Origin of the sequence: Rhizobium jaguaris, from assembly GCF_003627755.1 — a bacterium.
In the GTDB taxonomy this organism is placed as follows: Bacteria; Pseudomonadota; Alphaproteobacteria; order Rhizobiales; family Rhizobiaceae; genus Rhizobium; species Rhizobium jaguaris.
This window is the reverse complement of sequence record NZ_CP032694.1, coordinates 2,284,164-2,310,175: the sequence shown is the minus strand read 5'-3', so window position 1 is coordinate 2,310,175 and position 26,012 is coordinate 2,284,164. Positions and strand designations below refer to the sequence as shown.

Genomic DNA, 26,012 nt, shown 5'->3' with positions numbered 1-26,012 from the left:
GAGAAAAGCTGTGTAAGGCGCTGTTCCAATGTGCTTTACCGGTCAGCGATCTGGAGAGGCGTGGGGCATGGAGGCGGCGGAGGTGACAGGCGCTGACATTTCCGGTTGCCATACCTATCCGATCCATGGCATCAAGCCGGCATGATCGACCTTGCAAACCTCAGTCTGCGGATGTGGTGGCGCTCCCTCTAGGAGCGGCAGTCGTCATTTCTTGAAATCGACCCTTGCCGCCGTGATTCGGCAGGTATGGTCATTTCCCGACATTTCCTCGATCGCGGCGGCTCCTTTGCGGAGCAACCAATGTCTTCACCTATCGATAACAGACCGGTCATTCTTACCGGCGACCGCACCACCGGTCCTCTCCATCTCGGTCATTATGTCGGGTCCCTCAGGAACCGCGTTGCCCTTCAGCATAGCCACCGGCAATTCCTGCTTCTCGCGGATACGCAGGCCCTGACCGACAACGCCCATGATCCGGACAGGATTCGCCGCAACGTGCTGGAAGTGGCCTTCGACTATCTCGCAGTCGGGATCGATCCGGCCGCAACAACGATCTGCGTGCAGTCCGCCTTGCCGGCGCTGGCGGAGTTGACGCTGCTCTATCTGAACTTCGTGACTGTCGGACGGCTGGAGCGCAACCCGACGATCAAGACGGAAATCCAGCTTCGCGGTTTCGAGCGCGATATTCCGGTAGGATTTCTTTGCTATCCCGTCGCTCAGGCGGCTGACATCACCGCCTTCAAGGCGACGCTCGTTCCGGTGGGCGAAGATCAGGCCCCATTGATCGAGCAAACCAACGAAATCGTACGTCGTCTCAACCGGCAGGTCGGCCGCGACGTTCTCCCGGAGGCCGAAGCGATGATACCGATGGTGGGCCGCCTGCCGGGCATCGACGGCAAGGCTAAGATGAGCAAGTCGCAGGGCAATGCCATCCCGCTATCCGCCTCGCCCGATGATATTCGGCAAGCCGTGCGCGGAATGTTCACCGATCCCGACCATCTGCGCGCCGTCGATCCGGGAAAGGTCGAAGGCAATGTCGTCTTCACCTATCTCGATGCATTTGCCGAGGACAAGGATTTCGTCGAGGAGCTGAAGGCGCGCTATCGAAAGGGCGGCCTTGGCGACATGGTCGTGAAACGACAGCTCGAAAATATTCTGCAAGCTCTGCTCGCTCCGATCCGCGAGCGCCGTAAGCGCTTCGCCGGTGATCCCGGCTATGTTCTGGACATGCTGCGGCAAGGCACGCTCAGGGCTAAAGAGCGGACGGAGGCAACCTTTGCAGAACTGCGCGCCGCTTTAGGTCTATTCACCTTCACCTAAAGCGGCCACAGGGCCGACATCCGTAACGGGACGTCGTACTTATTCGGCCAGAGCAACCGCGATCTCAGCGGCAAGGCGAGCATTGTTTTCGACGAGCGAGATATTGGTCTTGAGGCTGCGGCCGTCGGTGATATCGAAGATGGTGCTGAGCAGGTAGGGGGTAACCGCCTTGCCGGCGATCTCGTCGCGCTCGGCGCTGTCCAGGGCGCGCTCGATGTAAATCTCCATTTCCTCGCGCGGGATTTCATCGGCTTCCGGCACGGGATTGGCGATCAGCATGCCGCCGTCGATCCCGAGCTGTTCACGCGTTGTCTGGAAGTTGGCGATCGCGGCCGGGCTATTCAGCGTGAGCGGGCTCGGCAGGCCGGAAGAACGCGACCAGAAGGCGGGGAATTCGGCGCTGTCATAGGTGACGACAGGGACGCCGCGGGTTTCCAGCACTTCGAGTGTTTTCGGGATATCGAGGATGGCCTTGGCGCCGGCGCAAACGACGATGACGTCGGTGCGGGCGAGCTCTTCCAGGTCGGCCGAGATATCGAAGCTTTCCTCAGCGCCGCGATGTACGCCGCCAATGCCGCCGGTCGCGAAGACCTTGATGCCGGCCCGCGCCGCGGCAATCATCGTTGCGGCAACGGTGGTGGCGCCTGTGCGGCGCTCGGCAATCGCGAAGGCGAGATCGGCGCGCGACACCTTCATCGCGCCGCTGGTCTTGGCAAGCGCTTCCAGCTCTGCCGGCTCCAGGCCAATATGCAGCACGCCGTGAATGACGGCGATCGTCGCCGGAACGGCGCCTTCCTGCCGGATGATCGCCTCGACGCTGCGTGCCATCTCGATATTGCCTGGATAGGGCATGCCGTGGGTTATGATGGTCGATTCCAGCGCCACCAACGGCGCGCCGCGCAGCTTGGCGGCAGCAACCTCCTTCGAATAGGAGATCGGCAGCGAGGGTGAAATGGGCTTGGTCATGGTTGAGTCCAGTTGGCTGAGATGGGAAATGCGTAATACGCGCGCTTCAAGATAGAATAGCGGCTTCGGGAACAAGAGCCAGCGTTGCCTTCAGAAGCTCGGGCGAAAGATTTTCCGCGGTGGCGAAAGGTGACTGCACGGTGATCGCCGCCGCCGCCGCTCCATAGCGCACGGCTTCGCCGAGATCGTGGCCGGCAAGCAGTGCGGCAAGAACACCGGCGGCGAGCGAGTCGCCTGCCCCGGTAACATCGGCCACCTCATCGACGATGGGGGGCTGCAGGCTGATCGCGTTATCGCCGGAGAAGGCGATCAACTCGCGCTTTCCGCGGGTGATCACACCACCTTTGAGGCCGAGTGAGCGCAATCCCGCAACCCAATGGCGCGGGTCGTCGGGGCGGCTTTCGGTCAATGCCACGGCTTCCGCTTCGTTCAGAAAAAGATGGTCGATACCGGCAAGGCTTGGTTTCAGGCGCACCACCTTGGCCGGCGAAATTGCGATCGCGGCCAACGGCTTGCCGCAATCGGCGGCACGCGTTGCGATAGCCGCCAGCGTTTCGGCCGGAAGGTTGGCATCGCAGAGGATCAGGTCGGTAGCCGCGAAGGCGTCGCGAATAGCGCGGATTGCCAGCCGGCGCGGCACAAACAGTTTGTAGAGCTCCATATCGGCAAGCGCGATCACCAAATTGCCGTCGTGTTCCAGGATTGCGGTATAGCTCGGCGTCTTGCGATCGAGGAAAACGAAGGGCTTGTCATCGACCCCGGCATTGCGCGCGGCGTCCGCCACCATCTCGCCGGCTGCGTCGCCGCCGCGCGGCGAGATCAGCCGCACATCGAAGCCGAGGCGAGCCAGATTGCGCGCCGCGTTGAAGCCGCCGCCGCCCGGCTCTTCAAACCATGCGCCCGGGTTGCTGGCCCCCGGCGCCGTCTCGCCGAAGATGCGGCCGCGCCGATCGATATGGGCACCACCCAGCACCAGAATCTTCTTCGCCATATCGATCTCCTCAGCGGTCCCAAAGGCGAATCGAGCCGGCTGATTTTTCGCGCAAAAAGCCGGGCGAGGGCATGTAAGTCCTTGCTATGAAAGAAGAAAACAAATGTAGAACGGAATTCATTTTACCTTTTTCTTTCAATCGCTTGTTGTGCTCTTGCGGCATGAGAACAAATGGAGTACACAATTCTCATCAGCGGCGACATTGCTTGAGCGGCTTCAATAACCTAAAGGTGGATCGGATGTCTCAGAATTCTTTGCGGCTTGTAGAGGACAAATCGGTGGATAAAAGCAAGGCACTTGAAGCGGCACTCTCTCAAATTGAGCGGTCGTTCGGCAAGGGCTCGATCATGAAGCTCGGTTCGAACGAGAATGTGGTCGAAATCGAAACAGTTTCCACCGGCTCCCTGAGCCTCGATATCGCCCTCGGCATTGGTGGCTTGCCGAAGGGGCGTATCATCGAGATCTACGGACCGGAAAGCTCTGGTAAAACAACGCTGGCGCTGCAGACGATCGCAGAATCTCAGAAGAAGGGTGGCATTTGCGCCTTCGTCGACGCCGAACACGCGCTTGATCCGGTCTATGCCCGCAAGCTCGGCGTCGACCTGCAGAACCTTCTGATTTCGCAGCCGGACACCGGCGAACAGGCGCTTGAAATTACCGATACGCTGGTGCGCTCCGGCGCCATCGATGTTCTCGTCGTCGATTCCGTTGCGGCTCTGACGCCGCGCGCCGAAATCGAAGGCGAAATGGGCGACAGCCTGCCGGGCTTGCAGGCGCGTCTGATGAGCCAGGCGTTGCGCAAGCTGACCGCTTCGATCTCGAAGTCCAATTGCATGGTGATCTTCATCAACCAGATCCGCATGAAGATCGGCGTCATGTTCGGTTCGCCGGAAACGACGACCGGCGGTAACGCGCTGAAATTCTACGCCTCCGTTCGTCTCGACATCCGCCGTATCGGGGCGGTCAAGGAGCGCGAAGAGGTGGTCGGCAACCAGACGCGCGTGAAGGTCGTCAAGAACAAGATGGCGCCCCCCTTCAAGCAGGTCGAGTTCGACATCATGTATGGCGAAGGCGTTTCCAAGACCGGCGAATTGGTCGATCTGGGTGTCAAGGCTGGGATCGTCGAGAAGTCCGGTGCCTGGTTCTCCTATAACAGCCAGCGTCTGGGTCAGGGTCGCGAGAATGCAAAGCTCTTCCTGCGCGACAATCCGGATCTCGCCCGCGAGATCGAACTGTCGCTGCGCCAGAATGCTGGCCTGATCGCCGATCGCTTCCTGCAGAATGGCGGACCTGACGCTGATGACGGCGACGCCGCGGACGCGTAATTTCCGCGATCGAGCCAAGGACTAACCAAGACTAAAATTCGAAACCGGCCGTATTGTCTAAGGGATGTACGGCCGGTTTTGTTTGTGCGGCTGGACAGGGCCGGGAGCGGACGATAAAAGCCACTGGATTTACTAAATATTGCCAGAGCGTGATCCCCAAAGTGCGAAGCGGTTTTTGCATAAGATCAAGCTAAACGAAGGAACATGAGCGAGACGAAATCTCGCTTGAGGCAAGGACTGAAGGGCCCAATATGAGCGGTGTGAATGAAATCCGGTCGACCTTTCTCGACTATTTTAAGAAAAACGGCCACGAGATCGTGCCGTCGAGCCCGCTTGTGCCGCGCAACGACCCGACGCTGATGTTCACCAATGCCGGCATGGTGCAGTTCAAGAACGTCTTCACCGGTCTGGAGCAGCGCGCTTACAAGACTGCGTCGACGGCGCAGAAATGCGTGCGTGCCGGCGGCAAGCATAACGACCTCGACAATGTCGGTTACACCGCCCGTCACCACACCTTCTTCGAGATGCTCGGCAATTTCTCGTTCGGCGACTATTTCAAGGAGCGCGCCATCGAGCTTGCCTGGAACCTGATCACCAAGGAATTCGGCCTCGACGCCAAGCGCCTGCTGGTGACGGTCTACCATACGGACGACGCAGCCTATGATCTCTGGAAGAAGATCGCCGGTCTTTCGGACGACAAGATCATCCGTATCGCCACCAGCGATAATTTCTGGGCGATGGGCGACACCGGTCCCTGCGGCCCATGCTCCGAAATCTTCTATGATCATGGCGACCATATCTGGGGCGGCCCTCCCGGCTCGCCGGAAGAGGATGGCGATCGCTTCATCGAGATCTGGAATCTCGTTTTCATGCAGTTCGAGCAGATCACCAAGGAACAGCGGGTCGACCTGCCGCGCCCGTCGATCGATACCGGCATGGGTCTCGAACGTGTTGCCGCCGTGCTGCAGGGCAAACATGACAATTACGATATCGACCTGTTCCGCGCGCTGATCGAAGCTTCGGAAGAGGCGACCGGCGTCAAGGCCGAGGGCGAGCATCGCGCCAGCCATCGCGTCATCGCCGACCATCTGCGCTCATCTGCCTTCCTGGTTGCTGACGGCGTGCTGCCGTCGAACGAAGGCCGCGGCTATGTGCTTCGCCGCATCATGCGCCGTGCCATGCGCCATGCGCAGCTGCTCGGCGCCAAGGAGCCGCTGGTCTGGAAGCTGTTGCCGACGCTGGTGCAGCAGATGGGCCGCGCCTATCCCGAGCTCGTACGCGCCGAAGCGTTGATCTCCGAGACGCTGAAGCTGGAAGAGACCCGTTTCCGCAAGACGCTGGAACGCGGCCTGTCTCTTCTCGCGGATGCAACCTCGACCCTTCACAAGGGCGACAGCCTTGATGGCGAAACCGCTTTCAAGCTTTACGACACCTACGGATTCCCGCTCGACCTGACGCAGGACGCATTGCGCGCTCGCGGCATCGGCGTCGATATCTCGAGCTTCACCGATGCGATGGAACGGCAAAAGGCCGAGGCCCGCTCGCATTGGGCCGGCTCAGGTGACAAGGCAACCGAGACCATTTGGTTCGAGCTCAAGGAGAAGTTCGGCGCGACCGAATTCCTCGGCTACGACACGGAATCGGCTGAAGGCGTGATCCAGGCAATCGTCAAGGATGGCGTAGCCGTCGACAGCGCCTCGGCCGGCGACAAGGTGCAGATCGTTGTCAACCAGACGCCGTTCTACGGCGAATCCGGCGGCCAGATGGGCGATACCGGCGTCATCTCCAGCGACCACGGCAAGCTTTCGGTCAGCGATACCCAGAAGAAGGGTGAGGGCCTGTTCGTGCATACTGCCACCGTTTCGGAAGGCACGATCAAAGCCGGCGATGCCGTCGCTTTGACGGTCGATCACAACAGACGCTCGCGCCTGCGCGCCAATCATTCGGCGACCCACCTGCTGCATGAAGCGCTGCGCGAGGTTCTCGGCACGCATGTCGCGCAGAAGGGCTCCCTGGTGGCGCCCGAGCGCCTGCGCTTCGACGTCTCGCATCCGAAGCCGATGTCGGCCGAGGAGCTGAAGGTCGTCGAGGACATGGCGAACGAAATCGTGCTGCAGAACTCGCCCGTGACGACCCGGCTGATGAGCGTCGATGACGCGATTGCCGAGGGCGCAATGGCGCTGTTCGGCGAGAAGTATGGCGATGAAGTACGCGTCGTATCCATGGGGCAGGGCGTGCGCGGTGCCAAGACCGGCAAGCCCTATTCCGTCGAACTGTGTGGCGGCACACATGTTTCGGCCACCGGTCAGATCGGCCTTGTTCGCATTCTCGGCGAAAGCGCCGTCGGTGCTGGCGTGCGCCGTATCGAAGCCGTGACTGGTGAATCAGCACGCGACTATCTTGCCGAGCAGGATGAGCGCGTGAAGACGCTAGCCTCGACCTTGAAGGTGCAGCCGGGCGATGTCGTGTCGCGCGTCGAGGCGTTGATGGATGAGCGCCGTAAGCTGGAGCGCGAATTGGCCGACGCTAAGCGCAAGCTCGCCATGGGCGGCGGTCAGGGCGGCTCGGCGGATGCCGTGCGCGAAATCAGCGGCGTCAAGTTCCTTGGCAAGGCCATTTCCGGCGTCGATCCGAAGGACCTCAAGGGGCTGGCCGATGATGGCAAGACCAGCCTCGGCTCTGGCGTCGTGGCACTGATCGGCGTCTCCGACGATGGCAAGGCCAGCGCCGTTGTGGCGGTGACGGACGATTTGACCGGCCGCCTCAGCGCCGTCGATCTCGTCCGCATCGCCTCCGCCGCTCTTGGCGGCAAGGGTGGTGGTGGTCGTCCGGACATGGCGCAGGCCGGCGGCCCGGATGGCGCCAAGGCGGATGAAGCGATCGAGGCTGTTGCTGCGGCTCTCGCCGGCTAACGGCAAGATCTTATTCCAAATACCAGAAGCGGCGGGAGCCAATGGCCTCCGCCGCTTTTCGTTTATGCCCTGAAGTCAGCAGGATTTGTCAAATCGAGATATGGTTCTTTGAGACCGATCGATTTGCAAGGGGCTGACATGAACGGCGAAACGGCATGGGCGCTTTATGAAACCCGTCTGCGGCGGGTCTCTGCTTATATCCACGAGCATCTGGATGAAGAGCTCGATATGGAAAAGCTTGCCGAGATCGCATGCATGTCGAGCTATCATTGGCACAGGATCTATCGGGCGATCTATGGCGAGACGGCGGCGGCCACCGTCAAGCGGCTGCGGCTGCATCGTGCAGCCGGCAATCTCGTCAACACCCGTATATCTGTCAACGACATCGCAAAGCGGTCGGGCTATCCCAATCTCCAGTCGTTCAACCGCATCTTCAAATCCGTCTACGGCATGCCGCCGGCGCGATATCGGAATGAGGGAAGCCACACGATCTTCGAACCCAGTACCCAAGCAAGGATCACGGTCATGTTCGACGTTACGCTTCGCACCATCTCCCCGATCTCGCTTATCGGCGTTGCCCATCGCGGCTCCTACATGCAGATCGGCCAGGCTTTCGAAACACTCTTCGGCACCATCTATGCCCGCGGCCTCGCCAGGCCTGACATGCGCATGATTGGCGTCTATCTCGACGATCCCGATCTCGTTTCCGCCGACCAGCTACGCTCTTATGCTTGCGTCAATGCCGACGACCAGATTCCTGCAGATGCGCCGTTGGAGCGATGGAATATCGATGGCGGGGAATATGCTGTGCTACGGCACAAAGGCCCATATTCCGACATGTATAAGGCGTACCAATGGCTCTATGCCGAATGGCTACCGGCTTCTGGCCGGCAACTGCGCGATGCCGTGATGTTCGAAGAATATCTCAACAATCCTCGCGATGTGCCGCCGACGGAATTACTGACGGAAATTCACATGCCGCTGCAATAGCGGCTGATATTTCACTGGATGTTTTGTCTATAACCGGTTGTCTTATCAGGAGTTCGGTTGCTTGGGCATTGCGGCATTGTCCAGTTCGTTGCCGCGGCGATATGCATCGCGGTCGCTGACGCGGCCCCAATAATCGATGAAAGCCTGGCGCTTCTCGATGGTGCCGAAATTCAGGCCCCAGCCGACGTGCGAACCGACATAAACGTCGGCGGCCGTGAAACGGTCGCCGGCGATGAACGGCGAGGCGCTAACGGCCTGTTCCAAAGTGTCGAAGACATGGGCCAGACTGCCGCAGCCGGCCATGCGCAGGCGTTCGGGAGGGATTTCAAAGCCCAAGGCGTGGTTGACAACAGCCATTTCCATCGGTCCGGCAGCAAAGAACATCCAGCGGAAATAGTTGCCGCGTTCTGCTGCCGTCGGCGCCAGACCGGCCTGCGGAAATGTTTCGGCCATATAGGCGCAGATGGCGGCACATTCGGTGACGATTGTGTCGCCATGCCTGATCGCCGGAACCTTGCCCATGGGGTTCACTGAGAGGTATTCGGGCGCCTTCATCGTCGTGCCGAAGTCGAGATATTCAGTGCGATAGGGCTCACCGATCTCCTCCAGCATCCAGCGGGCGATGCGTCCGCGCGACATAGGGTTGGTGTAGAAAACGAGTTCCTCGGTCATATGCTCCTCCTCATTTCTCGCGATATTTTTGCCACCAGCAACGTGTAACCGCAAGATTTTCTCGGCAAAAGAAAACCCGGCAACGAAGCCGGGTTTCCTTGAAGCTTGATGGAGCCTGGACTTAGGCTGCCATGGCCTTTTTCAGATTCTCGTCGATCTTGTCGAGGAAAGCGGCGGTGGAGAGCCACGGCTGATCGGGACCGATTAGTAGCGCCAGGTCCTTGGTCATGTAGCCGGCTTCGACGGTATCGACGCAGACCTTTTCGAGCGTGGAAGCGAACTTGGCGAGTTCGGCATTGTCGTCGAGCTTGGCGCGATGAGCGAGGCCGCGGGTCCATGCGAAGATCGAAGCGATTGAGTTCGTCGAGGTTTCCTGGCCCTTCTGGTGCTGACGATAGTGGCGGGTGACCGTACCGTGAGCGGCCTCGGCTTCGACCGTCTTGCCGTCCGGGGTCAGCAGAACCGAGGTCATCAGTCCGAGCGAGCCGAAGCCCTGGGCAACTGTATCGGACTGGACGTCGCCGTCGTAGTTCTTGCAGGCCCAGACGTAGCCGCCGGACCACTTCAGGGCGGAAGCGACCATGTCGTCGATCAGGCGGTGCTCGTAGGTGATGCCGGCTTCGTCGAACTGCGCCTTGAACTCGTTCTGGTAGACTTCTTCGAAGATGTCCTTGAAGCGGCCGTCATAGGCCTTGAGGATGGTGTTCTTGGTCGAGAGATAGACCGGCCACTTGCGCATCAGGCCATACATCATCGAAGCCCGGGCGAATTCGCGGATCGATTCGTCGAGGTTGTACATCGCCATGGCAACGCCGGCGCCCGGAGCGTTGAAGACTTCCTTTTCGATGACCTGGCCGTCTTCACCGACGAACTTGATGGTGAGCTTGCCCTTGCCGGGGAATTTGAAGTCGGTGGCGCGATACTGGTCGCCGAAAGCGTGACGGCCGACGACGATCGGCTGCGTCCAGCCCGGAACCAGGCGCGGAACGTTCTTGCAGATGATCGGCTCGCGGAAAATGACGCCGCCGAGGATGTTGCGGATCGTGCCGTTCGGGCTCTTCCACATTTCCTTGAGGTTGAATTCCTTCACGCGGGCCTCATCCGGCGTGATCGTGGCGCACTTAATGCCGACGCCGTATTTCTTGATGGCGTTGGCGGCATCGACGGTGACCTGGTCGTTGGTGGCATCGCGGTTTTCGACGGAGAGGTCGTAATAATCGATATCGATATCGAGGTAGGGGAAGATCAGTTTTTCTTTGATGAGCTGCCAGATGATGCGAGTCATTTCGTCGCCATCGAGATCGGCAACGGGGTTTGCGACCTTGATCTTCTTCATGCTTCTGCCTCATTTAAGCTGATGGGACCGGATGTCCCTGTGAGTGATGTGAAGTCCCGAGGGCTATAGCACCGCAAGTCCCGAACGCAAAGCCGATAGCGGCGACGAAACGGCGTTTTTGCTCGTCACGTCGGCCTCATCGCGACGCACGCTTTTCAAGATCGGCCCATTGCCAAAGCGATGGATGCGGCTAATGTCGCGCGCATGCTTCGCCGATCATCACGGATTTTTATCATGCAGAAAATTGCCGCTGCCGCGCTTCTCGCCGTTTTCCTTCCACTCTCGCTTAGCGCGAATTCAGCCGCGGCAGCCGACGCGGCGGCGCCAGTCAAGACGGTGATGGATGCTACTGTTTCCAATTGGGCGGGCGGTGACAGCGACTGGCAGGATATTTTCGACGACAGCAAGCTGAAGAACCTCTACAGCAAGGATTTTGTTGCGAAATACCAGGCGGCGGCACAGTTCCCGGCCGCCGATGAAGACGGCATTTCGCCCTTCGATTACGATGTCATTGTCGGCGGCCAGGATGCGTGTCCGCTGCAGGAGGTGAACATTGTCCCGCAAGCACCGAAGGGTGACACGACGGAGGTCGTTGCAACCTTCAAGAAGTCGACTTGCATGGGCGCGGACGCTGATTATCAGGGAACGACCACGGTGCGCTTCGAAGTCATCCAGGAAGCCGGCAAGCCGGTCATCGACGACATCATCACGGTCGACGATGCTGGTCAGACCAATTCGCTAAAGTCGGTCATGCAGGACATCGTCAAGCAGCAGCAACAGCTGCCATCGGATCAGACGCCGCAGCAGGATCAGCCGCAGCAGCAACAGCAGTAATCAAGTGACGATTGGTGGACGCTCTGCTTTGCAGACATCCGTCGCATCACTGGCCACCGCTTCAGCTTGTTAGATCGGCAGCGATAGCCGACTTCGCCCTTGCCGATTGCAGCCGGCGCCGCTATTTCGGCCCTTATTTGCGCGGTATGCTTACCGCATAGGGATTTGAGTTCATGGCAGGCACCAATAGCGAGCGTCAACTTCTGGCCGAAGGGCCGGCCATCATTTTGGTCGAGCCGCAGATGGGCGAGAATATCGGCATGGTGGCGCGCGCGATGGCAAATTTCGGTTTGGCGGAACTGCGCCTCGTCAATCCGCGCGACGGCTGGCCGAATGAGAGGGCGCAGGCGACTGCCTCGAAGGCTGATCACATCATTGAAGCGACCAAAGTCTACGACACGTTGGAGCAGGCGATCGCCGATCTCAATTTCGTTTATGCGACGACTGCGCGGGAACGCGACGGCTATAAGCCGGTGCGCTCACCGGTCGCTGCCGCCGAAACCCTGCGGGCGAAATTCAAGGCCGGCGAGGGGACCGGCATTCTCTTCGGCCGCGAGCGCTGGGGGCTGACCAACGAAGAAGTGGCGCTCGCCGACGAGATCGTGACCTTTCCCGTCAATCCTGCCTTCGCCTCTTTGAACATCGCGCAAGCAGTGTTGCTGATGTCCTATGAATGGATGAAATCCGGCATGGAGGATCTCGCCACCGTGCCCTTCCAGGCGATAGGGCAACGGCCTTCCACCAAGGAACAGCTCTTCGGTCTGTTTGATCAACTGGAAGAAGCATTGGATGCACGCAACTATTTCCATCCTGCCGGGAAAAAGCCGAAAATGGTCGACAATCTGCGCGCCGTCCTCTCGCGCCAGGCGTTTACGGAACAGGAAATCAGCGTCCTGCGCGGTGTGATCTCGTCCCTCGACCGCTTCTCGCGGAAGTCTCCGCGCGGCAGCGGCTCGCATCCCAGATCCCCTGCAGTACCGAAGGATATCAAGCGCGATGACAGCAACGGCGAATGAGCAGAAACCCATTCTGGTCTTCGACTCGGGCATTGGCGGGCTGACCGTGCTGCGCGAGGCACGGGTACTGATGCCGGAGCGCGGTTTCATCTATGTCGCCGACGATGCCGGCTTTCCCTATGGCGGCTGGGAGGAACAGGCTTTGCGGGAGCGCATCATCGGCCTCTTCGCCAAGCTGCTCATGGAACACAATCCCGAAGTCTGCATCATCGCCTGCAATACGGCGTTCACGCTCGCCGGCGCCGATCTGCGTGCGGCCTTTCCGCAAATGACCTTCGTGGGCACCGTGCCGGCGATCAAACCGGCGGCGGAGCGGACGCGCTCGGGGCTGGTTTCGGTGCTGGCGACGCCAGGCACCGTCAAACGTGCCTATACGCGCGATCTCATCCAATCCTTTGCGACACAATGCCATGTGCGTCTGGTCGGCTCGGAAAATCTGGCGCGCATGGCAGAGGCTTATATTCGTGGCGATGCCGTTTCGGACGACGCCGTTCGCTCCGAAATCGATCAGTGTTTTGTCGAGAAGGAAGGGCGCAAAACCGATATCGTTGTGCTGGCCTGCACGCATTATCCCTTCATGGCCAATATTTTCCGCCGGCTCGCGCCATGGCCGGTCGATTGGCTCGATCCAGCCGAGGCGATTGCAAGGCGTGCCCGCAGCCTGCTGCCGCAGGCGGTCGATGCCATTCATCCGGACAATTTCGACTTCGCGGTCTTCACCTCAGGTGCGCCGGATTTTCCCACCCGCCGGCTGATGCAGGGCTTTGGGCTTAAGGCTTGATGATGACTGGCAAAATTTCGTTGCGCAAACTCGATCTCGCGGACATGCCGGCGGCCGCGACCGTCCATCGCGCTTCGTTCAACGAAAGGCTGCCGACGCTTGCCGGACTTCATACGCCGGAAGAAGACGTCGGCTTCTGGAGCGCCGTGGTTTTCAAGGATTGCCAGATCTGGGGCGCGGAAGAGGGCGGTCGTCATTGCTTTCTTCGAAGATTGGATCGACCAGCTCTACGTTCTGCCGGAGGCGCAGGGCCGCGGCGTCGGCAGCCGTCTGCTTGATATCGCCAAGTCGGCCTATCCGGTTCTTTCCCTATGGACATTTCAACGAAATGCGCCGGCTCGCCGCTTTTACGAGAAGCACGGCTTCTTCGTTGTTGACGAGTCGGATGGGGCAGGCAATGAGGAAAGGGAGCCGGACATGCTCTACAAATGGGAAGCCCGGCTGCATCGGATGTAATATACGATTGCTGCATGCATCGATACGCGCTACATTTACTGACGATTATATCATTCAGAAACAAATGCTAGGCGCTTTTTTCCGTGACCAGGGTCCTCCCGTCAGGAAGAAGGTGACTAGGATCAGGATACAAATGCAAACAATTTTCCTATAATAAAAAATGTTCTACATTAGTATCTTAACGGACCGTCTTAAATCAATCAGCGAAGTAAGCCATGCGCCTGGGTGACTGCCACAATTTCCATGACTTCAGGACTCTCGCCAAACGTCGGCTGCCGGGACCTATCTTCAACTATATCGACGGCGCCGCCGACGACGAAGTGACACTTCGCCGGAACACGGAAAGCTTCGAATGCTGCGATCTGGTCCCCAATGTCCTTCGTGGCGTCAGCAGCGTGGACATGTCGGTTACAGTCATGGGGCAGAAGCTGGCAACGCCGTTTTATTGCTCGCCGACAGCCTTACAGCGGCTGTTTCATCACCAGGGCGAGAACGCTGTCGCGGCGGCTGCCTCTTCGCTCGGCACGATGTTCGGCGTCTCATCGCTCGGCACAGTTAGCCTCGAGGAGATACGGAAGAAGTATCCGGGTCCGCAGGTCTACCAATTCTATTTCCATAGGGATCGTGGGCTGAACCGGGCCATGATGGAGCGGGCGAAGGATGCCGGCGTCAACGTGATGATGCTGACGGTCGATAGCATTACCGGCGGCAATCGCGAGCGTGATCTTCGCACCGGATTTTCCATTCCGTTCAAGCTCAATCTGGCGGGTATCACCCAGTTCGCCATCAAGCCCACCTGGGCCTTGAACTATCTGACGCACGAGAAATTCCGCCTGCCGCAGCTCGATGAGCATGTGGACATGAGCGGTGGCGCCATGTCGATCGGCAAATATTTCACCGAGATGCTCGATCCGTCGATGAACTGGAACGATGTCGCCGAAATGGTGAAGCACTGGAACGGGCAATTCTGCCTGAAGGGCATCATGTCGGTCGAGGATGCCAAGCGTGCTGTCGATATCGGATGCACAGGCATCGTGCTTTCGAACCATGGCGGCAGGCAATTGGACGGCTCGCGCTCCGCATTCGATCAACTGGCAGAGATCGCCGATGCGGTCGGAGATCGGATTGATGTGATGATGGACGGCGGCATCCAGCGCGGCACACACGTGCTGAAGGCCCTGTCGCTCGGCGCCAAGGCTGTCGGTATCGGCCGTTTCTATCTCTATCCGCTGGCGGCTGCCGGTCAGCCAGGTGTGGAGCGGGCATTGAGGCATTTGCGCACCGAGATCGAGCGCGACATGAAGCTGATGGGATGCACCTCGGTCAGCGAATTGTCGCGGGCCAATCTGCGGTTCCGCTGACGTCATAATCGCCTGTGGGTTTTTTCAATCCACGGGCGCGAAGCTTGGAAATCTTTGATAGACGAAGGCGCCCCGCTTCTGAAAGATGGGCACCTTCACATCTGAGTCTTGTCAAAGGGGTAGTGCATTGCAGGTCGGCATCGACATGGGAACGGCGTCCGGCGGGACCAGCGCCCAACTCGATATCGAGGAACTGCTGGCAACGCGTCTCCTCGTGCAGGGCAATTCTGGTTCCGGAAAATCGCATCTGTTGCGCCGCTTGCTGGAGCAGTCGGCGCAGTGGGTACAGCAGGTTATCATCGATCCCGAAGGCGATTTCGTCACGTTGGCAGACAAGTTCGGCCATGTGGTGGTGGACGGCGAGCGCACGGAGGCGGAGCTTGCCGGCATTGCCAATCGCATCCGCCAGCATCGCGTCTCCTGCGTGCTGACGCTCGAAGGCCTCGATATCGAGCAGCAGATGCGCGCTGCGGCCGCCTTCCTTAACGGCATGTTCGATGCCGATCGCGAATATTGGTATCCGGTGCTTGTCGTCGTCGATGAGGCGCAGATGTTTGCCCCGTCCGTCGGCGGCGACGTTTCCGAAGACGCACGTAAAATGTCGCTTGGCGCCATGACCAACCTGATGTGCCGTGGCCGCAAGCGCGGGCTTGCCGGCGTCATCGCCACGCAGCGCCTGGCCAAGCTCGCCAAGAACGTTGCCGCCGAAGCTTCGAATTTCCTGATGGGCCGCACCTTTCTCGATATCGACATGGCCCGCGCAGCCGACCTGCTCGGCATGGACCGGCGACAGGCAGAAATGTTCCGCGACTTGAAGCGCGGCAATTTCGTAGCACTCGGACCGGCACTGTCGCGCCGGCCTCTGCCGATCACCATCGGCACAGTCGAAACCTCGGCGCGCTCCTCCAGCCCTAAGCTGATGCCGCTGCCGGATGCACCACAAGACGTCGAAGATCTGATTTTTACGCCGGATCCCGAGGAGTTCTCGCGACCGGTCGTTCGCCGCGCCGCACCTCCACCGCGTCCGACGACGGATATTTTGGCGGAGCTCTCCCGTTCCACACCCGCCGCCAGCGCGACGCCGGCTGAACCAAAGGCCAGCCAGCCCGACCTGTCGACCGAGGACCGGGAGGCGCGGGTGAGTGCCGTGCTCTCGGAAATCCTCGATGATCCGGCTTCGGCCTTCCGCACCGATTCGGTGCTCTATCAGGAATTCCTCGTGCGGCTGCGCATGCGTCGCGTGCCGGGCGCACCGATATCGCTGCCGGAATTCCGCCGCCGTGTGGCAATCGTACGCTCCGGCGCCGATGAGGCTGTCATGGCGACGGACGCCTGGGCAACGGCGCTGTCGCTCTCTTCTGGCGTCACTGACGATCTGCAGGGTGTTTTCCTGATGCTCGCCAAAGCGGCCGTCTGCGGCGAGCCATGCCCTTCCGATGCCCGGATCGCTCGCGCTTACGGCACCCACTCCGCCCGCCGCGCCCGGCGCTTGCTTGGCTATTTTGAGGAACAGGGCAGCGTCGTCGTCCACACGGATTTTTCCGGCAAGCGCATCGTGGCGTTTCCGGATATGGGCTGCCAGACCGCGCCGGGTGACGCCAATGCGCCTGACACCGATGCCGGGGAGCAGGCAGCGGCGGAATAGCAGGGAATACGGCACGGTTGAACCGTATCCGGGATACGCCTATATTCGTTTCCATAGGAGATGGCGAATGGCTGTGCGTGAGAGAATACAGCGATATAGAGAAAGTGGAGGGGCTTCCGACCTGGTGAGGGTGGAAGTTCTGGTTCCGGCTGCGCGTCGCAACGATATCCTGTCGCAAGCTGCCGAGATGCGCGCTGAACACCGGCAAAGAAAAGAACGTCTTCAGCAGAATCTCGATGAAGCGCTTGCCCGGTACAGCGTTCGCTTGTTGGACAACATCGACTTAACCCGACTTCCAGACCTCGCCCAAAAAGCGAAAGTGGTGGCCAAGGCCTTAATGGAGCGCGGTGATGCGCGTGCTTTTGTTATGGGACGGCGCATGCTTAACGAGATCGGCCAATAGACGATGGCGCTCACGAAGCTGCAAAAGGCAATTATGGCATCCATCGCAAAGAACCGCTCGGAAACCAGCTATGTAGCCGGCGGGCTAGTTCTGAATATGAACTGGCCTCGTCTTTCTGATGACATTGACATTTTTCAAGACACCGATGAGGAAATTGGTCCGACTGCCGACCGAGATATAGAAACACTCAGGAGTGACGGTTTTCGCGTTTATATTGAGGTAAATGTCTACGGCTGCGTCGAAGCTGAAGTTTCCCAGGCGCTTGAAAATACACTCATCCAATGGATGAGCGAATCGCGAATCCGCTTTTTTCCACTCATTCGAGATGAGGAGTGGGGAGCGAGGCTCCATCCTGCGGATCTCGCTGTGAACAAAGTGCTGGCGGCATCAACAAGAACGAAGCCGCGCGATTTCGTCGACTTGCTAATGATCGACGAAAGGCTGTCGCCCCTCGGCGCACTCATAATGGCTGCATCGGGAAAACCGCCGCACTATTCCCCTATCAAGATCGTCGATGAAATTCGGCGAAGGGGACTTTCGGTTTCGACTGATGAGTATAATTCCGTGAAAGGCCTTCCGGACGACTTCACGGCTACTGTCATCCGCGAACGACTCGTTGAGGCACTGGATCGAGCCGAGGATTATGCTCGATTGGCGCCTGCGGATATCGTCGGTCTGCTTGTGATCGATAGCAATGGTATACCCGTTCAGATATCGGTTTTGAACGAAGCGGGCGTGCAGTTTCGAAAAGCGACATCCGAGCCAGATGTGATGCCCTCGTTGCCGGACGTGCCGGAAAGCTGGCGCAGAATAGATAACGCCGATTGAAACCATGCTTCTCGCCATCCCGCTGTTGACATTTTCATGACGACCCCTTACAGACCGCGCCAACGCCGGGCAGAAATGTCCGGTGTTTCATTTGACATGTCCCGTGGCTTCGTCCGTTCGCTAACGTGAGAAGCCTGTCAGAGCTCGAAAACGGAGTTCAGAGGAGGGCGTGTTTCCTTCGCGGTTCGGCAACGGGCCGCTATAACACTTTGAAAGGAAATGCGATGAGCAAGCGCGAATCGTCCAAGTACAAAATTGACCGCCGTATGGGCGAAAACATCTGGGGCCGTCCGAAGTCCCCGGTCAACCGCCGCGAATACGGCCCGGGCCAGCACGGCCAGCGCCGCAAGGGCAAGCTCTCCGACTTCGGCGTGCAGCTGCGCGCCAAGCAGAAGCTGAAGGGCTACTACGGCGACCTGCGTGAAAAGCAGTTCCGCGCCATCTTCGACGAAGCCAACCGCCGCAAGGGCGACACCTCGGAAAACCTGATCGGCCTGCTGGAATCGCGCCTCGACGCGATCGTCTACCGCGCCAAGTTCGTTCCGACCGTCTTTGCTGCCCGTCAGTTCGTCAACCATGGCCACGTCACCGTGAACGGCGTTCGCGTCAATATCGGTTCTTTCCGCTGCAAGGCTGGGGACGTTATCGAAGTTCGCGAAAAGTCCAAGCAGCTCGTCACCGTTCTGGAATCGGTTGCTCTGGCTGAACGCGACGTTCCGGAGTACGTCGAAGTCGACCACAACAAGATGGTTGCGACCTTCGCCCGCGTTCCGGCTCTCGGCGACGTACCGTACCCGGTCGTCATGGAACCGCATCTGGTCGTCGAATTCTATTCGCGTTAACAGGCGGATATCTTTCTTACGAATGGAAAAGCCGCTCCCTTCGAGCGGCTTTTTTGTCTTTGGAGCGTCCGATGACCGATCTGCAGGCAATTCTCGACAGCATTCATGCAGAGCTTTTGCCGCGCCTCGGCGAAGGCAAGGTGGCTGACTACATTCCGGAGCTTGCCAAGGTTGATCCAAAGCAGTTCGGCATGGCGATCGCTACGGTGGACGGCAATGTCCGCAGTGTCGGCGATGCCGATATTCCTTTTTCCATCCAGAGCATTTCCAAGGTCTTCATGCTGACCTTGGCGCTTGGCAAGGTGGGCGAAGGCCTATGGAAGCGGGTCGGGCGCGAGCCTTCGGGAACAGCCTTCAACTCCATCGTCCAGCTCGAACGCGAAGAAGGAATTCCGCGCAATCCCTTCATCAATGCCGGCGCGATCGCCATCAGCGATGTCGTGCTCTCCGGCCATGCACCGCGCGAAGCGATTGGCGAGTTGTTGCGTTTCGTGCGCTATGTCGCCGACGACGAGTCAATCACCATCGACGACAAGGTGGCACGCTCGGAGACGCAGACCGGTTTTCGCAACATCGCGCTCGCCAATTTCATGCGCGCCTACGGCAATCTCGATCATCCCGTCGAGCACGTCCTCGGCGTCTATTTCCATCAGTGCGCGCTGTCGATGAGTTGCGAGCAACTGGCCAGAGCGGGGCTCTATCTCGCGGCTCGCGGCACCAACCCGATCACCGGCCACTCGGTCGTTTCGCCGAAGCGGGCGCGACGTATCAATGCGCTGATGCTGACCTGTGGCCACTATGACGGTTCCGGCGATTTCGCCTATCATGTCGGCTTGCCCGGCAAGAGCGGCGTCGGCGGCGGCATTCTGGCCGTCGCTCCGGGTATTGGCTCGATCGCGGTCTGGTCGCCGGGGCTGAACAAGGTCGGCAATTCGCAGCTCGGCGCGGTGGCTCTGGAAATGCTGGCCGCGCGTACCGGATGGTCGGTCTTCGGCGATTGATAAGGTGTCTTGCGGCCGCGCTTTCTGCTATCAGCGTGGCGAAGCCTGAAGGATGACAAGATGAATATCGCAACGACAGTGGCGGACGAACTCGATTTCGAAGCCGAGGATGGCGGCGGCAGCGCCCATCCGTTGTTTGCCGATGCACCGCGGTCGGTCTCCTTCAACAAGCTGCGCAAACGCCTGTTGCGCCAGGCGCGCCAGGCCCTCGACGATTTCCAGATGTTGAAGGGCCAGAAGCGTTGGCTCGTCGGTCTGTCCGGCGGCAAGGATTCCTACGGCTTGTTGTCGATCCTGCTCGATCTCAAATGGCGCGGTCTGCTGCCGGTCGAGCTGATCGCCTGCAATCTCGACCAGGGACAGCCGAATTTTCCGAAGCATGTCCTGCCGGAGTATCTCACGAAGATCGGTGTCGAACACCGGATTGAATATCGCGATACCTATTCGATCGTGAAGGAAAAGGTGCCGGAGGGCGCCACCTATTGCTCACTCTGTTCGCGCCTGCGCCGCGGCAATCTTTATCGCATCGCCCGTGAAGAGGGCTGCGACGCCCTGGTGCTCGGCCATCATCGTGAGGATATCCTCGAAACCTTCTTTATGAATTTCTTCCACGGCGGCCGGCTTGCTTCGATGCCGGCAAAGCTCTTGAACGATGAGGGCGACCTGATGGTGCTGCGTCCGCTCGCCTATGCCGCCGAGGATGATCTCGCCAAGTTTGCAGTCGCCATGCAGTTTCCGATCATTCCCTGCGATCTCTGCGGTTCGCAGGATGGTCTGCAGCGCAATGCGATGAAGGATATGCTGGCCGATATCGAACGCCGCATGCCCGGCCGCAAGGATACGATGTTGCGGGCACTGGCGCACGTGAACCCGTCGCATCTGCTCGACCCCAAGCTGTTTGATTTTGCCGGGTTGATGACGCAAAACCCCTGAGCTTCCGATCGTCGGAATCAATCGCTTTTGCCACATCGGCGTCATCGAATCGGGCATAAGAGGAGCTCCCTCTTCAGACAAAGGCCACCGATGACGCTCTCTGATTTAGACTTCGAATATCTGATGGCAACAGTAGCCGAGGCTGCGGCGCAGGAAATCCTGCCGCGCTTCCGCAATCTGGGCGTTGGTGGTATTTCCGAGAAGACCTCGGCCATTGATGTGGTGACGCAAGCTGATCTGTTGGCGGAAAAGCATATCACGGCGGCGCTGAAAGCGCGCTTTCCCGACGCGCTCATCGTGGGGGAGGAAGCCTACGAGGCCGATAAGTCGGTCTTGCCGGCGTTGGCGGACGCGGAACTCGCCTTTGTTATCGATCCGGTTGACGGCACCTTCAATTTTGCATCCGGTTCGCCTCTTTTCGGAACCATCCTTGCCGTTGTCGCCAAGGGCGAGACGATTGCCGGTATCATCCATGATTCAGTGCTTGGGGATACCGTCACCGCCATACGCGGTTCCGGCGCCTATTTGCGGCGACGAGGAGGACAGGTGAGCCGGCTGGCGGTTGCCCCGGCCGTACCCTTGAGCCAGATGGCTGGCTTGATATCCTGGCTCTATTTGGACGAGCCGGATCGTTCGCGCATCAGCACCAATATGGCGAAGATACGCATGCCATTTTCGCTGAATTGTTCGGCCTATGAATATTGGTTGATCGCATCGGGCAGAATCCACTTCATTGGCCACGCGAGGCTGATGCCCTGGGATCATCTCGCTGGCGTGCTTATTCATCAGGAGGCCGGCGGCTTTGCCGCAAAATTCGACGGCACGCCTTATCTCCCCGCTGAAACGACGGGCGGCATTATTTTGGCACCGGATGAGGAAAGCTGGCGGATGATCCGCTGCGAGATCATTGGTTGATTGGAAAGGATTGCTTCATGACATCGCCCGTTGACGTTACGACCCTGGCCGAGCTTTTGCGCCGTGCAGCGCAGGCGGAAATTCTGCCACGCTTCCGCAGACTCGGCACTGACGATGTCCGTGCCAAGAGCGAGGCGACCGATCTCGTGACTGAAGCGGATGAGCAGGCCGAGCGGATGATCAAGGCGGAGGCCAAACAGCTTTGGCCGGGCGCGCTTTTCATCGGCGAGGAGTCGGTCGCGGCCGAACCGGCGCTGCTCGACAAGCTATCCAGTGCGGAGCTGGCCATCATCGTCGATCCCGTGGACGGCACCTTCAATTTTGCATCCGGCGTTCCCGCGTTCGGTGTCATGGCTTCGGTGGTTTCCAAGGGTGAGACGGTGGCAGGCATCATCTTCGATCCGATGGGTGACGATTGGGTGATGGCGGAAAAGGGTGGTGGGGCTTGGCTCCGGCGGCCGGATGGCGAGGCACAGCGCCTCTCAGTGGCAACGCCGGTTGCCCTGGAAGAAATGGTCGGGATGGCCTCTACCGGCTACCTACCGAACGGGAAACGCGCCGAAATCATGGGCAATCTCGCCAAAGTGCGCTTTCTTACCAACTACCGCTGTGCCGCCCATGAATACCGCACCTTCGCCGGCGGGCATGTCCATTATCTCATGTACAACAAGCTGATGCCTTGGGATCACTTGGCCGGCACTCTGATTTCGGAGGAGGCGGGCGCCTACGCCAGGCGCTTCGACGGTTCGCCCTATCTGCCGCATCATATCGATGGTGGGCTACTGATTACGCCGGACAAGGCATCATGGGAATTGCTGCGGCGCGAGGTCTTCACCATCTGAAACGGCGGCGACTGCACAGTCAGGCAGATCTTGCGAAACCGCTTATGCGGGTGTTTTCACTTGGAAAGCCGTGAGCGAAACGTTATCGTCGCTCACGCGCTATACCCGCCTTTCAGCGGGATTTTCCGGCTGGGATAAGATCGATGTCCGAAACGAGCCGCAAGCTGACCACCATCTTCTCCGCCGACGTTCAAGACTATACGCGCTTGATGCGGAAAGACGAGGAAGGCACGCTCGCAACACTGAAGCGATATCGTGATGCCATGGCGCGCCTGATCGAAGCGCATGGCGGTCGGGTGATCAACACCTGGGGCGATGGGGTCTTCGCCGAATTCCCCAGCGTTGTGGAGGCCTTGCGCGCAGCAATCGACGTTCAGAACGAACTTGCCGGCTATAATGCCAACAGCGACCCCAACACACAGATGCTCTTTCGCATCGGCCTCAACCTTGGAGACGTCATCGCCGAGGGCAACGACATCTATGGCGACGGCGTCAACATCGCCGCCCGGCTTCAGGCATGTGCGGTCGCTGGCGGCATCGTGATTTCCAATACGGTCTACGATCAGGTCCGCAACAAGGTGGCTGTCGGCTTCGATTTTCTTGGCCAACTCGAGGTCAAGAATATCGACGGCGGCGTGCCGAGTTATGCGGTGCGGATAGGAGCAGCACAGACGGCCACGACATCGACAAATCCTGAGAGTCTCCGCGAACAAGTACCCAGTGCGGCCACGAGTTTCGTAGAAGCCGCCACACAAGGCGAACGGAGTTATGGCGTACTTGCAGTCATCGCTGTGGGCTTGGTGGTGCTTAACATTCTCACATGGCACGGTGACTTTTGGGCGAGATGGCCCGTGCTCGTTATCGCCATGGCGGCGGGGCTTCGTTGGGCGCGAAGGAACACTCAAATCGATCGCCGTCTCGCCATTTTCGCGGTGGTCGGCGCCGGCCTTGTCGGGATCAACCTTCTGTCGTGGCACGGGACGCCCTGGGCGATATGGCCACTGCTGGTTCTGGCGGTTCTTGCAGGGATCCGCTGGGTCACTCGCCAACGCAGCGATATCTAATCGCTGCGCCGCGGGGCTGCCAATCAAACATGGCCCATGCCCGGCTCAAGCTGCGGGCTGTCGCCTGGATGGGTGAAGAGCTTTCCCTTTTCCGCCCATAAGGTTGCAGCGATCGTCAAGGCACCGAAAATCGTGAAGCCGGCAATCAAAGGCTGAGGGGTTCCATCGAACATCTGCCCGACGATGCCGCCGAGCAATACGCCGCCGGTGGTGGAGATGGAGCTCGTAATTGCGGCGGCAGTGCCTGCCAGGTGCCCCATCGGTTCAAGGCTGATGGCCATGAAATTGGTGGTGATGACTGCAAACATCATCAGCATCACGGAGATCAGCACATAGGTGAACAGGAAACTCGGCAGACCAGCGGAGCCCGCGACATAGCCGAAAGCGCCGAGAACGGTGAAGATGATCATTGCCACATGCGAGATGCGCCGCATGCCGAAGCTGCGAACGAAATAGCCATTGGCGAACTGCGCAACCGCAGTGCCGGCCGCCGTCGCTGCAAAGGCCGTAGGGAACCATTCGCCAAGGCCATAGACCTCGCCGAACACCTGCTGGACCGAAACGATGTAGGCACAAATAACGCCGGTGAAGAGTGTCAAACCAATCATGTAGCCGCAGGTGACGCGGTTGGTCAGCACAGTCTTGAAGCCGGATATTACCGAACTGACGGAGAGCGGCAGGCGCTCATTGTCAGTCAACGTCTCCTTCATGCGAAGATACGCGATAAGAAGGAGAGCGGCACTTGCGATACCCAGTGCGATGAAGATCCATTGCCAGTTCGAATGAGCGACGATCACTTGACCGACGAAAGGTGCAACCATCGGCATGATCATGAAAACGATGGTGACATAGGACATCACCCGCGCCATTTCACGACCGCCGAAGCAATCGCGCACGATCGCCAAGGTGGTGATACGAACGGCGGCGGCGCCGACGCCCTGGATGAAGCGCAATACGAGCAGCGCGGTGAGGCTGCCGCTCCAGGCCGCAGCGAAAAGAGTCACAGTGTAAAAGGCGAGTCCGCCGAGCAGGATATTCCGCCGGCCGTAGGCATCGGACAGGCTGCCGAAAAAGAGTTGGCAGATACCGAAGCCAAGGAAATAGACACCAATGACCAATTGCGTGTCATTGGGATTGGCGACTGCCAGCGACTGGCCGATATTCGGCAGGGCCGGCAGCATGCTGTCGATGCCCATCGAGATGCTCGCCGTCATCAGCGCGATGATTATGATGAATTCGACGATGCCGAGGCCGATGCGGGCGGAGCCGGATTGCACCGGCGTGTGTGCTTGAGGCGGGGTCATATGGATTTGCCTGTCAATGCAAAGCGAGGGATTGATCGGCCGGTGGTGGCGCATTGTGCGGGCGGAAGAGGCGACCCTTTTCGGCAATCAGCACGAACATCAACCCGAACAGGGAGACGGTGAAGTAACCGATGACCATCGGTGTTGCCGTGCCGTTGAAATATTGGCCGATACCGGCACCGATCGATGCCCCGCCAACCGTGCTCATGAAACCGAGCACCGAGGAGGCTGTGCCTGCAACATGACCGAGCGGCTCCATGGCGAGCGAGTTGAAGTTGGAGCCGATCCAGCCGAACTGAAACATCGCCAGCGCGAAGAAGAGCATGAATAACGGGAAGGGCATCGGCGCAGGACCGTAAAGCTGCACTATCAGCCAGACGAAGGTAACGAGGGAAAAGCCGAGCAGGGCCGCGTGCGACAGCCGCCGCATGCCGAAACGGCCAACGAGCTGCGAATTGATGAAGGATGACAGCGCCATGAACAGCGCCACACCGCCAAAGGCGACGGGCGTGTAGACGCCAAGTCCGTAAATGCCGCTGTAGATCTGCTGAGCCGAGTTGATGAAGCCGAACAGCGCCCCGAACAGGAACGTGCTGGCAAGGGTGTAACAGAGCGCCACGCGGTTCGTCAGGACTATGCGGAAACCGGCCGCTACGGATTTGACCGTCAGGGGGCGGACATTTTCCGGCTTCAGCGTTTCGGGAAGCCGGAAGTACATCCAAATGCCCACGAGCGTTGCCATGGTGCCGATGAAGACGAAGATCATGTGCCAGGTGCTGACCAGCATGATGATCTGGCCGCTTCCAGGCGCGATGACCGGCACGATCATGAAGACCATCATGATCAGCGACATGACCTCGGCCATCAGACGGCCGCCGAAGACATCGCGGACGATGGAAATGGTGATGACGCGAGTGGCCGCCGAGCCCAGGCCCTGAATGAAGCGCAGGGCGAGCAAGCTTGCAAAGGAGGGTATCAGCGCAATACCGAAGGCGGATATGATGTAAACAGCGAGGCCGATCAGCAGGGGTATGCGACGGCCGAAGCGATCCGACAATGGACCGTAGAAAAGCTGCGCCGAGCCGAAGCCGATCAGATAGGCGGTCACCACATATTGCCGGTGGTTCTCGTTTTCAACGCCGAGGCTGGAGCCGATCTGCTGAAGAGCGGGGAGCATGATGTCGATCGCCAGTGAGTTGATCGCCATCAAGAAGGCCGCGAGTGCTATGAACTCGCGTTTGCCCATGGGCAATTGCCCACTGGACATAGCCTGAG

General features: G+C 59.4%; 23 protein-coding genes and 1 pseudogene. 18 read left to right on the top strand and 6 right to left on the bottom strand.

Features of this window, described 5'->3' with window-relative positions; genetic code table 11:
* Positions 1-300 precede the first annotated feature (300 nt).
* The gene (gene trpS, locus CCGE525_RS11340; RefSeq protein WP_120706374.1) at positions 301-1,320 is read left to right on the top strand and encodes a tryptophan--tRNA ligase; all 1,020 of its coding nucleotides are present in this window, start codon (positions 301-303) and stop codon (positions 1,318-1,320) included.
* 39 nt (positions 1,321-1,359) lie between these two features.
* On the opposite strand, the gene CCGE525_RS11335 is transcribed toward trpS, so the two are convergent.
* Positions 1,360-2,286, bottom strand: a complete 927-nt coding sequence (locus tag CCGE525_RS11335; RefSeq protein WP_120704332.1) for a pseudouridine-5'-phosphate glycosidase — start codon at positions 2,284-2,286, stop codon at positions 1,360-1,362.
* 46 nt (positions 2,287-2,332) lie between these two features.
* On the bottom strand, positions 2,333-3,277 hold the full coding sequence (locus CCGE525_RS11330) for a carbohydrate kinase family protein (RefSeq protein ID WP_120704331.1): 945 nt from the start codon (positions 3,275-3,277) through the stop codon (positions 2,333-2,335).
* A 239-nt stretch (positions 3,278-3,516) separates the two neighbouring features.
* Between CCGE525_RS11330 and recA the strand changes: the two genes are divergently transcribed.
* The 3 genes from recA to CCGE525_RS11315 all read left to right on the top strand — a co-directional run bounded on the left by recA (position 3,517) and on the right by CCGE525_RS11315 (position 8,504).
* Entirely contained in the window at positions 3,517-4,602 is a 1,086-nt protein-coding gene (recA, locus tag CCGE525_RS11325; RefSeq protein WP_120706373.1) for a recombinase RecA, read from the top strand.
* 251 nt (positions 4,603-4,853) lie between these two features.
* Positions 4,854-7,514 (top strand): alanine--tRNA ligase, encoded by a 2,661-nt coding sequence (gene alaS, locus CCGE525_RS11320; protein ID WP_120704330.1) that lies wholly within the window; start codon positions 4,854-4,856, stop codon positions 7,512-7,514.
* A 138-nt stretch (positions 7,515-7,652) separates the two neighbouring features.
* On the top strand, positions 7,653-8,504 hold the full coding sequence (locus tag CCGE525_RS11315; RefSeq protein ID WP_120704329.1) for an AraC family transcriptional regulator: 852 nt from the start codon (positions 7,653-7,655) through the stop codon (positions 8,502-8,504).
* Positions 8,505-8,549: 45 nt separating this feature from the next.
* On the opposite strand, the gene CCGE525_RS11310 is transcribed toward CCGE525_RS11315, so the two are convergent.
* Both CCGE525_RS11310 and CCGE525_RS11305 read right to left on the bottom strand, forming a co-directional pair.
* A complete protein-coding gene (locus CCGE525_RS11310; RefSeq protein WP_120704328.1) occupies positions 8,550-9,176 on the bottom strand; it encodes a glutathione S-transferase family protein in 627 nt (208 codons plus the stop codon).
* A gap of 121 nt (positions 9,177-9,297) precedes the next feature.
* Positions 9,298-10,512 (bottom strand): NADP-dependent isocitrate dehydrogenase, encoded by a 1,215-nt coding sequence (locus CCGE525_RS11305; RefSeq protein ID WP_120704327.1) that lies wholly within the window; start codon positions 10,510-10,512, stop codon positions 9,298-9,300.
* A 234-nt stretch (positions 10,513-10,746) separates the two neighbouring features.
* On the opposite strand from CCGE525_RS11305, the gene CCGE525_RS11300 reads away from it, so the two are divergent.
* The 14 genes and pseudogenes from CCGE525_RS11300 to CCGE525_RS11235 all read left to right on the top strand — a co-directional run bounded on the left by CCGE525_RS11300 (position 10,747) and on the right by CCGE525_RS11235 (position 23,433).
* On the top strand, positions 10,747-11,346 hold the full coding sequence (locus CCGE525_RS11300; RefSeq protein ID WP_120704326.1) for a hypothetical protein: 600 nt from the start codon (positions 10,747-10,749) through the stop codon (positions 11,344-11,346).
* 173 nt (positions 11,347-11,519) lie between these two features.
* Positions 11,520-12,362: an RNA methyltransferase gene (locus tag CCGE525_RS11295; protein ID WP_120704325.1), complete on the top strand. Its 843-nt coding sequence runs from the start codon at positions 11,520-11,522 to the stop codon at positions 12,360-12,362.
* Positions 12,343-13,143, top strand: coding sequence for a glutamate racemase (gene murI, locus CCGE525_RS11290; protein ID WP_120704324.1), 801 nt, complete (start codon positions 12,343-12,345; stop codon positions 13,141-13,143). The genes CCGE525_RS11295 and murI overlap by 20 nt, the downstream gene beginning before the upstream one ends.
* A gap of 2 nt (positions 13,144-13,145) precedes the next feature.
* Positions 13,146-13,599, top strand: a pseudogene (locus CCGE525_RS11285) (N-acetyltransferase family protein).
* 215 nt (positions 13,600-13,814) lie between these two features.
* Positions 13,815-14,960 carry an alpha-hydroxy acid oxidase gene (locus CCGE525_RS11280; RefSeq protein ID WP_120704323.1) on the top strand — a complete coding sequence of 382 codons (1,146 nt, stop codon included), beginning with the start codon at positions 13,815-13,817 and terminating at the stop codon, positions 14,958-14,960.
* Positions 14,961-15,087: 127 nt separating this feature from the next.
* The gene (locus CCGE525_RS11275) at positions 15,088-16,605 is read left to right on the top strand and encodes a helicase HerA domain-containing protein (RefSeq protein WP_120704322.1); all 1,518 of its coding nucleotides are present in this window, start codon (positions 15,088-15,090) and stop codon (positions 16,603-16,605) included.
* Between the two features lie 67 nt (positions 16,606-16,672).
* Positions 16,673-17,008, top strand: a complete 336-nt coding sequence (locus tag CCGE525_RS11270; RefSeq protein WP_120704321.1) for a hypothetical protein — start codon at positions 16,673-16,675, stop codon at positions 17,006-17,008.
* Between the two features lie 3 nt (positions 17,009-17,011).
* Entirely contained in the window at positions 17,012-17,836 is an 825-nt protein-coding gene (locus CCGE525_RS11265) for a nucleotidyl transferase AbiEii/AbiGii toxin family protein (RefSeq protein WP_162950154.1), read from the top strand.
* 224 nt (positions 17,837-18,060) lie between these two features.
* Positions 18,061-18,678, top strand: a complete 618-nt coding sequence (gene rpsD / locus CCGE525_RS11260) for a 30S ribosomal protein S4 (protein WP_120704320.1) — start codon at positions 18,061-18,063, stop codon at positions 18,676-18,678.
* 71 nt (positions 18,679-18,749) lie between these two features.
* Positions 18,750-19,679: a glutaminase gene (locus CCGE525_RS11255; protein ID WP_120706371.1), complete on the top strand. Its 930-nt coding sequence runs from the start codon at positions 18,750-18,752 to the stop codon at positions 19,677-19,679.
* 60 nt (positions 19,680-19,739) lie between these two features.
* A complete protein-coding gene (gene ttcA / locus CCGE525_RS11250; protein WP_120704319.1) occupies positions 19,740-20,612 on the top strand; it encodes a tRNA 2-thiocytidine(32) synthetase TtcA in 873 nt (290 codons plus the stop codon).
* Positions 20,613-20,702: 90 nt separating this feature from the next.
* The gene (locus tag CCGE525_RS11245; RefSeq protein WP_120704318.1) at positions 20,703-21,527 is read left to right on the top strand and encodes an inositol monophosphatase family protein; all 825 of its coding nucleotides are present in this window, start codon (positions 20,703-20,705) and stop codon (positions 21,525-21,527) included.
* Positions 21,528-21,544: 17 nt separating this feature from the next.
* The gene (locus CCGE525_RS11240) at positions 21,545-22,369 is read left to right on the top strand and encodes an inositol monophosphatase family protein (RefSeq protein ID WP_120704317.1); all 825 of its coding nucleotides are present in this window, start codon (positions 21,545-21,547) and stop codon (positions 22,367-22,369) included.
* Positions 22,370-22,512: 143 nt separating this feature from the next.
* Positions 22,513-23,433: an adenylate/guanylate cyclase domain-containing protein gene (locus tag CCGE525_RS11235; RefSeq protein ID WP_120704316.1), complete on the top strand. Its 921-nt coding sequence runs from the start codon at positions 22,513-22,515 to the stop codon at positions 23,431-23,433.
* 23 nt (positions 23,434-23,456) lie between these two features.
* On the opposite strand, the gene CCGE525_RS11230 is transcribed toward CCGE525_RS11235, so the two are convergent.
* A complete protein-coding gene (locus CCGE525_RS11230; RefSeq protein ID WP_120704315.1) occupies positions 23,457-24,737 on the bottom strand; it encodes a multidrug effflux MFS transporter in 1,281 nt (426 codons plus the stop codon).
* 13 nt (positions 24,738-24,750) lie between these two features.
* Complete coding sequence (locus tag CCGE525_RS11225) at positions 24,751-25,983, bottom strand: multidrug effflux MFS transporter (protein ID WP_120704314.1); 1,233 nt, start codon at positions 25,981-25,983, stop codon at positions 24,751-24,753.
* Positions 25,984-26,012: the final 29 nt, after the last annotated feature.

Coding starts and splice junctions, on each gene's coding strand:
- CCGE525_RS11280 (WP_120704323.1), top strand. CDS start 13,815: ATGCGCCTGGGTGACTGCCACAATTTCCATGACTTCAGGACTCTCGCC.
- murI (WP_120704324.1), top strand. CDS start 12,343: ATGACAGCAACGGCGAATGAGCAGAAACCCATTCTGGTCTTCGACTCG.
- CCGE525_RS11330 (WP_120704331.1), bottom strand. CDS start 3,277: ATGGCGAAGAAGATTCTGGTGCTGGGTGGTGCCCATATCGATCGGCGC.
- CCGE525_RS11240 (WP_120704317.1), top strand. CDS start 21,545: ATGACATCGCCCGTTGACGTTACGACCCTGGCCGAGCTTTTGCGCCGT.
- rpsD (WP_120704320.1), top strand. CDS start 18,061: ATGAGCAAGCGCGAATCGTCCAAGTACAAAATTGACCGCCGTATGGGC.
- CCGE525_RS11265 (WP_162950154.1), top strand. CDS start 17,012: ATGGCGCTCACGAAGCTGCAAAAGGCAATTATGGCATCCATCGCAAAG.
- CCGE525_RS11225 (WP_120704314.1), bottom strand. CDS start 25,983: ATGGGCAAACGCGAGTTCATAGCACTCGCGGCCTTCTTGATGGCGATC.
- CCGE525_RS11335 (WP_120704332.1), bottom strand. CDS start 2,286: ATGACCAAGCCCATTTCACCCTCGCTGCCGATCTCCTATTCGAAGGAG.
- recA (WP_120706373.1), top strand. CDS start 3,517: ATGTCTCAGAATTCTTTGCGGCTTGTAGAGGACAAATCGGTGGATAAA.
- ttcA (WP_120704319.1), top strand. CDS start 19,740: ATGAATATCGCAACGACAGTGGCGGACGAACTCGATTTCGAAGCCGAG.
- CCGE525_RS11230 (WP_120704315.1), bottom strand. CDS start 24,737: ATGACCCCGCCTCAAGCACACACGCCGGTGCAATCCGGCTCCGCCCGC.
- CCGE525_RS11270 (WP_120704321.1), top strand. CDS start 16,673: ATGGCTGTGCGTGAGAGAATACAGCGATATAGAGAAAGTGGAGGGGCT.
- CCGE525_RS11245 (WP_120704318.1), top strand. CDS start 20,703: ATGACGCTCTCTGATTTAGACTTCGAATATCTGATGGCAACAGTAGCC.
- CCGE525_RS11255 (WP_120706371.1), top strand. CDS start 18,750: ATGACCGATCTGCAGGCAATTCTCGACAGCATTCATGCAGAGCTTTTG.
- alaS (WP_120704330.1), top strand. CDS start 4,854: ATGAGCGGTGTGAATGAAATCCGGTCGACCTTTCTCGACTATTTTAAG.
- CCGE525_RS11235 (WP_120704316.1), top strand. CDS start 22,513: ATGTCCGAAACGAGCCGCAAGCTGACCACCATCTTCTCCGCCGACGTT.
- trpS (WP_120706374.1), top strand. CDS start 301: ATGTCTTCACCTATCGATAACAGACCGGTCATTCTTACCGGCGACCGC.
- CCGE525_RS11300 (WP_120704326.1), top strand. CDS start 10,747: ATGCAGAAAATTGCCGCTGCCGCGCTTCTCGCCGTTTTCCTTCCACTC.
- CCGE525_RS11295 (WP_120704325.1), top strand. CDS start 11,520: ATGGCAGGCACCAATAGCGAGCGTCAACTTCTGGCCGAAGGGCCGGCC.
- CCGE525_RS11315 (WP_120704329.1), top strand. CDS start 7,653: ATGAACGGCGAAACGGCATGGGCGCTTTATGAAACCCGTCTGCGGCGG.
- CCGE525_RS11305 (WP_120704327.1), bottom strand. CDS start 10,512: ATGAAGAAGATCAAGGTCGCAAACCCCGTTGCCGATCTCGATGGCGAC.
- CCGE525_RS11310 (WP_120704328.1), bottom strand. CDS start 9,176: ATGACCGAGGAACTCGTTTTCTACACCAACCCTATGTCGCGCGGACGC.